This is a genomic window from Pectobacterium peruviense (assembly GCF_002847345.1).
GTDB classification, from domain to species: domain Bacteria; phylum Pseudomonadota; class Gammaproteobacteria; order Enterobacterales; family Enterobacteriaceae; genus Pectobacterium; species Pectobacterium peruviense.
Genome location: NZ_LXFV01000010.1, coordinates 239,111 through 245,607, shown reverse-complemented (window position 1 = coordinate 245,607; position 6,497 = coordinate 239,111). Strand labels below are relative to the sequence as shown.

Genomic DNA, 6,497 nt, shown 5'->3' with positions numbered 1-6,497 from the left:
AAAAATTATGCCTGCTAACTTTAGCAGGCATAATGTTAAGCATAATTTAGGGGCGTAGCTCAGTTGGTAGAGCACCGGTCTCCAAAACCGGGTGTCGCGAGTTCGAGTCTCTCCGCCCCTGCCAAATAAAACCCTTCACGTTATCGTGAAGGGTTTTTTTTGATTTGTACTCTATGCTAAATCCTGCCTTGTATTCCTCTCCTCGATTTCTTCATTATTTCTCCGCTCTGAATGGCCATAAAATCTAACGTATTGTTATTAAATAGATAAAATTCTTTGATGTGCTGCTGAATGATCGTGCTTATTTAGCTGTAAATATGCACAAAATCACCGTAATACCAGGTTGTGAACTTGCTCATCTACCTTGTCCGATATTTGAACTAAAACTATCTACACCTGAGTGAGGGTAAATTGTTTTTCACAGCGTTCCTTCAGGTGCATTCACTTGTTAGTTATACCTGCCAACATTACATCGGTAGCGCTATAGCATAAATTCGTAGCGCTATGCTGTACCTGAAATCTGACTAAGTAGCTGTAAGACTACACAGAAGGAGTTTAAGTATGTACAGACGTTTACTGGTAGCTGTTGCTGTAAGCACGGCATTATGTGGTGCCGTACAGGCAAAACCCTTGACGGTTGGGTTTTCTCAGATTGGTTCAGAATCAGGATGGCGTTCTGCGGAGACTAAAGTGTCGAAGCAAGAAGCAGAGAAGCGTGGAATAACGCTAAAAATTGCTGATGCTCAGCAGAAACAAGAGAATCAGATTAAGGCTGTGCGGTCATTCATCGCTCAGAGTGTAGATGCCATATTTATCGCACCGGTCGTTGCTACAGGCTGGGCACCAGTGTTACAGGAAGCTAAAGAAGCAAAAATCCCAGTTTTCCTACTTGATAGAACGATCGAGGTTAGCGATCCATCGCTGTACACCGCGGCTATTGCCTCTGACAGTGTTTATGAAGGAAAAGTGGCAGGGGAATGGCTTGTGAAAGAGGCCGCAGGTAAACCGTGTAATGTTGTCGAATTGCAGGGAACGGTTGGGGCTAGCGTTGCGATAAACCGCAAGAAAGGGTTTGCTGACGGTATAGCTTCAGATCCGCAGATAAAAATTATTCGATCACAGTCAGGAGATTTTACTCGCAGTAAGGGTAAAGAGGTCATGGAAAGCTTTATTAAAGCTGAGCAGAATGGAAAAAATATCTGTGCGGTTTATGCTCATAATGATGACATGGCTATAGGTGCTATTCAGGCAATTAAAGAGGCAGGTCTAAAACCTGGCTCACAAATAAAAGTTGTCTCTATTGATGGTGTTCCTGATATTTTCAAGGCTATGATGAATGGTGAAGCTAACGCCACCGTTGAGCTAACACCCAATATGGCTGGGCCTGCTTTTGATGCTTTATTAGCGATGAAGAAAGACGGAAAGCAGCCAGAAAAATTCATTCAGACAGAGTCTCGTTTATTGCTGCCCGATACGGCAAAACAAGAATATGAAACCAAAAAAGATCTTGGTTATTGATATTTATATTATGGACTTATCATTTATATAAATTTTGCTAAATACCTAGCAGAAATATGAATATGGAAAAGTGGGTTTACCCTGTTTTCTGCTCCTTTAAATAAAGGAACAGTGAATATTGTCAGCCTACTTACCATAATATTGCTCAGGTGTGGCGTAGCCTTGTTAGGTTGTCGCATAGGTGATGCTGATGGAAACGACACGGTTGTTAGATATACGGAGCATGAGCGTTGAGTTTCCAGGAGTGAAAGCGTTAGATCAGGTGGACTTTACGCTTAATCGCGGCGAGATAGTGGCTCTATTGGGGGAAAACGGTGCAGGTAAATCAACCCTAATTAAGGCGCTGACTGGTGTTTACCATCGCTCATCGGGTGATATTATCCTCGATGGTATAGCGATTAATCCTGTTAATACGGCCCATGCTCAGTCATTGGGCATCGGTACGGTATATCAAGAAGTTAATCTATTACCGAATCTGTCTGTTGCGGCAAATTTATTTATTGGCCGTGAGCCCACACGATGGGGCATTGTTGATCAACACAAAATCCTGCTTCAGGCCGAAGCCCTGTTATTGAACTATGGGCTGGCTATTGATGTTAGCCATCCGCTTGGAAATTATTCCATCGCAGTCCAGCAAATTGTAGCGATTGCCAGAGCTGTCGATCTTTCCGCTAAAGTCTTGATTCTTGATGAACCTACCGCCAGCCTTGATGCAAAAGAAGTCGATATGCTACTCGATATATTGCGGACGCTACGCGATCGCGGAATCGGCATGATATTTGTCACGCATTTTCTGGATCAGGTTTACCGCATTAGCGACAGAATTACTGTTTTACGCAATGGACGGTTAGTCGGGACATTGCCTGCTGAAGAGCTACCGCGTATTGAATTAGTCCAAATGATGCTGGGGCACAGTTTTGATGAAACGTTACTGAAACGCGGTGAACACAGTGACGTCTCGGGTGAACCCATTGTGCAATTTAAACATTATGGCCGACGTGGTTCGATTAACGATTTCGAGCTTTCCGTGCGTCCGGGAGAAATTGTTGGTCTGGCTGGTCTGCTGGGATCGGGCAGGACAGAAACCGCGCAGCTGATATTTGGCATCAACGTGCCTGACGCTGGTGAAGCGTGGGTTGATGGCAAGCGAACCAACATTCGCACGCCGCGCGCAGCAGGAAAGCTGGGGTTTGGCTATTGTCCAGAAGATCGCAAAACTGACGGTATCGTCGGTGCAGCAACGGTACGAGAGAACATTATTCTGGCACTTCAAGCGCAGCGCGGCTGGCTGAAACCTATTTCTTTACGCGAGCAAACTCGTATAGCTGAAAAGTTTATCAGCCTATTGGGGATTCGCACGCCCAGTGCCGAGCAGGAAATTCAGTATCTATCGGGAGGGAATCAGCAAAAAGTATTGCTATCGCGCTGGCTGGCAACAGAGCCGCGTTTCTTGATTCTGGATGAGCCAACGAGGGGGATCGATGTCGGCGCGCACGCTGAAATCATTCGCCTGATTGAAAAACTGTGTGAGCAAGGGATGGCGCTATTGGTGATCTCTTCTGAACTGGAGGAACTGACCGGTTATGCCGACCGCATCATTGTGCTGCGTGACAGGCAGCATGTTGCGCATCTCGAACATAACGAGATCTCGGTTGCCGCAGTGATGCAAGCCATCGCAGTACAAACGGGAGCGACTGATGACAGACAATAAAATCAAACCTGCCAGAAAAGTGCGTCTAACGTTCACCAAAGGGGTGCCACAGCTTCTGGCTCTCGTTGCCATTTTGCTGATTGATAGCATGGTCGCACCCAATTTTTTCTCCCTCCATATTCAGGATGGGCGCTTATTCGGAAGCCTTATCGACATCCTTAACCGCGGTGCGCCTGTTGCGCTGTTGGCATTAGGTATGACGCTGGTTATTGCAACGGGTGGCATTGATTTATCGGTTGGCGCGGTCATGGCGATTGCAGGCGCGACGGCTGCAACACTGACTGCTGCTGGCCATCCACTTCCTTCCGTATTGTTGGCCTCGTTATTGGTTGGCGCACTGTGTGGGCTATGGAATGGCTTTCTGGTTGCGGTGTTACAGATTCAGCCGATTGTTGCGACGTTAATGCTGATGGTTGCTGGCCGTGGAATCGCTCAACTGATTACCGAAGGCCAAATTATCACGTTTGATAACGCTGGGTTGGCGACGCTAGGCAGCGGAACGCTGTTCTATCTGCCGATGCCAGTGATTATAGCCTGCGTGATGCTGCTGGCTCTGTGGGCTCTAACTCGTAAAACGGCGCTTGGGCTATTTATCGAATCAGTTGGGATTAATTTACGCTCAGCTCGTAATGCTGGTGTGAGTACAAAGCTAGTATTGGTCTCGGCTTATGTCATATGCGGCGTGTGTGCCGCTGTGGCTGGGGTGATCGTAACGGCGGATATCCGCGGTGCGGATGCGAACAACGCGGGCCTCTGGCTGGAATTAGATGCGATTCTGGCCGTTGTAATCGGTGGCGGTTCCCTACTCGGAGGACGTTTTAATTTACTGCTCTCTGTCGTCGGTGCCTTGATTATTCAAAGTATGAATACTGGAATCCTGCTATCTGGCTATCGGCCTGAATTTAACCTGGTTCTGAAGGCACTCGTCGTGCTGCTGGTTTTGGTTATGCAGTCTCCGCGCATTTCGCTACATCTCCTGTTCAGGAGGAATACATAATGTTGAAACGCCACTTCCCCCTGTTGATGACGATTCTGGTATTTATTGCTGGTTATCTGTTTTGCCTCAGCCAGTTTCCTGGTTTTGCTTCGACGCGAGTTTTCTTTGATTTACTGACAGATAACGCCTTTCTTGGGATCGTGGCGGTTGGGATGACGTTTGTTATTCTGTCTGGCGGTATCGATCTCTCCGTAGGATCAGTTATTGCATTTACCGGTGTGTTATTGGCTAAATTGATCGGGACGTATGGCATTGATCCTTTCTTTGCGTTCGCAATTGCACTGGTGATGGGAGCTATGTTTGGCGGGTTGATGGGATGGATTATCGATACGCTGAAATTGCCTGCATTTATTATCACGCTGGCCGGTATGTTCTTTGTCCGAGGGATGAGCTTTATCGTTTCACAGGAGTCGATTCCCATCGATCATCCGGTCTATAGCCAACTGGCGGGTTTAGCATGGCGTATGCCTGATGGGGGACGATTTACCTTTCTGGCGTTAGTTATGTTGATTGTGGTGCTGCTGGGGATTGTGATGGCACATCGCACCCGTTTCGGTAACCGTGTTTATGCGATTGGCGGTAGCAGCTATTCTGCGGAACTGATGGGAGTGCCCGTCAGGCGGACGACAATTCATATATACATGCTCTCCAGTACGTTAGCGGTGCTGTCAGGCATTGTTTTTTCGCTCTATACCTCGGCGGGTTATGCTCTGGCAGCAAGCGGTGTGGAGTTAGACGCCATCGCGGCTGTCGTGATCGGCGGTACGCTACTGACCGGTGGTGTCGGGACGGTATTGGGAACGCTGTTTGGCGTACTGATTCAGGGTCTGATTCAAACGTACATCACATTTGACGGCACTTTGAGCTCATGGTGGACAAAAATCGTCATCGGTTTCCTGCTGTTTGCTTTCATTGGGTTACAGAAAGCGTTAAGCACCTTCTGGTTAGCCAGACGTGCTTAAGTGAGTTATGAGCAAAATAGGTCATGGGTTAATCACAATAGGCGTTTTCAGTAACTGGCGAATCATCGTCTGCTGATCGCTGTTTTGTAACCAAACGGCATAAAACGGGCGCACAACGGGCTGGCTGTCGCCAACTATCCGCAGACTGGAGTACGTTTGTAACCAATGACTGGGTAAAAATGCACAACCACCGGTTGTTTCAAGCAACTGGCGGGTCAAATGGGCCGATGTTGTTGTCAAAACGGGAAGTTGATCGCTGGCCAACAGACGAGTTTCTTGCTGATGAAAATCTGCACCCCATTCCAATTTTATATAGGGCAGTTCTTGTCCGGGTGGGTGTGCTTCTGCTGCAAATAGCGAAAGAGAGAAATTTCCCAGCAGCTGGCTTGCTAGTTCTTCCATTTTAGGTTGTTCGGTCGTAATCAACAGGTCCAATTGGCGTTCATGGAGCTGTTGTACCAGAGAGTGGCGTAGGGCAATGCGTGCTTCTAACTGGAGCAATGGGCGCTGTTGGTAAAGGGATTGCAGCCAGGGAGTGAGGTACGCCTCCCAGAGTGAAGCGGTTGCCCCCACCGAAAGCAGGCTGTGTTGCTGCGAGCGCGCGACCTCTTTTTTGGCGATCTGCCAGGTACCGATAAGGCTTTCCGCATAGGGTAGAAGCCGTTCTCCGGCGGGTGTCAGACGTATATTGTTCCGATGGCGTGTGAACAGGTTGGCACCAAGCTGCGTCTCTAACTGACGAATCCGAAAACTCACCGCTGACTGCGTCAGATACAGGGATTCGGCGGCACGGCCAAAGTGTCTTGTCCTGCTGACTTCCAGAAAGGTTTTTAGTAATTCGGTATCCACGTCTATCTCCAAAAAAATTTTGTCGTAATGATTTAAATGTTTTGTTTTACACAATGTCAAGCCTATCTAATACTCCGCGCCATAAACAACACGACCATAGAAGAATTAGGAGCGTGTAAGATGGCAGAAAGCTTCTCTACCACTCATCGTTTTTTTGATAACAAGTTCTACCCGCGTGGTTTTTCCCGACATGGCGACTTTACTATTAAAGAAGCACAACTGTTGGAGCGCCACGGTTACGCGTTTAACGAGCTGGACTTGGGTAAACGTGAACCAGTAACTGGGGAAGAGACATCGTTTGTTGCGATGTGTCGCGGCGAACGTAAAGCGGAAACGGAACTAGAAAAAATCTGGTCCAAATATCTGGAACGTGTCCGTCGTCCTAAACGCTTCCATACGTTGTCTGGTGGTAAGCCGCAGATGGATGCAGTAGAAGAATACACTGAAAGCGATGATTAAT

The 6,497-nt window shown here is 47.7% G+C and carries 6 protein-coding genes and 1 tRNA gene; 6 read left to right on the top strand and 1 reads right to left on the bottom strand.

The features are described from left to right. Nucleotides 1-48 precede the first annotated feature (48 nt). The 5 genes from A0G03_RS09650 (at nucleotide 49) to yjfF (ending at nucleotide 5,188) form a co-directional block, all read left to right on the top strand. Nucleotides 49-124, top strand: a tRNA-Trp gene (locus A0G03_RS09650). 437 nt (nucleotides 125-561) lie between these two features. Next, a complete protein-coding gene (gene ytfQ / locus A0G03_RS09645; RefSeq protein WP_048262983.1) occupies nucleotides 562-1,518 on the top strand; it encodes a galactofuranose ABC transporter, galactofuranose-binding protein YtfQ in 957 nt (318 codons plus the stop codon). 190 nt (nucleotides 1,519-1,708) lie between these two features. Next, nucleotides 1,709-3,229 (top strand): galactofuranose ABC transporter, ATP-binding protein YtfR, encoded by a 1,521-nt coding sequence (ytfR, locus tag A0G03_RS09640; protein WP_048262982.1) that lies wholly within the window; start codon nucleotides 1,709-1,711, stop codon nucleotides 3,227-3,229. Continuing rightward, nucleotides 3,216-4,226: a galactofuranose ABC transporter, ATP-binding protein YtfT gene (gene ytfT, locus A0G03_RS09635; protein ID WP_048262980.1), complete on the top strand. Its 1,011-nt coding sequence runs from the start codon at nucleotides 3,216-3,218 to the stop codon at nucleotides 4,224-4,226. Before ytfR ends, ytfT begins: the two co-directional genes overlap by 14 nt. Next, nucleotides 4,226-5,188 carry a galactofuranose ABC transporter, permease protein YjfF gene (gene yjfF / locus A0G03_RS09630; protein WP_010294682.1) on the top strand — a complete coding sequence of 321 codons (963 nt, stop codon included), beginning with the start codon at nucleotides 4,226-4,228 and terminating at the stop codon, nucleotides 5,186-5,188. The genes ytfT and yjfF overlap by 1 nt, the downstream gene beginning before the upstream one ends. 21 nt (nucleotides 5,189-5,209) lie before the next feature. Here the strand turns inward: yjfF and hdfR are convergent, their stop codons facing one another. Then, a complete protein-coding gene (gene hdfR, locus A0G03_RS09625; RefSeq protein ID WP_048262978.1) occupies nucleotides 5,210-6,037 on the bottom strand; it encodes an HTH-type transcriptional regulator HdfR in 828 nt (275 codons plus the stop codon). Nucleotides 6,038-6,157: 120 nt separating this feature from the next. Between hdfR and A0G03_RS09620 the strand changes: the two genes are divergently transcribed. Next, complete coding sequence (locus A0G03_RS09620; protein ID WP_048262976.1) at nucleotides 6,158-6,496, top strand: MaoP family protein; 339 nt, start codon at nucleotides 6,158-6,160, stop codon at nucleotides 6,494-6,496. The last annotated feature ends 1 nt before the right edge of the window (nucleotide 6,497 follow it).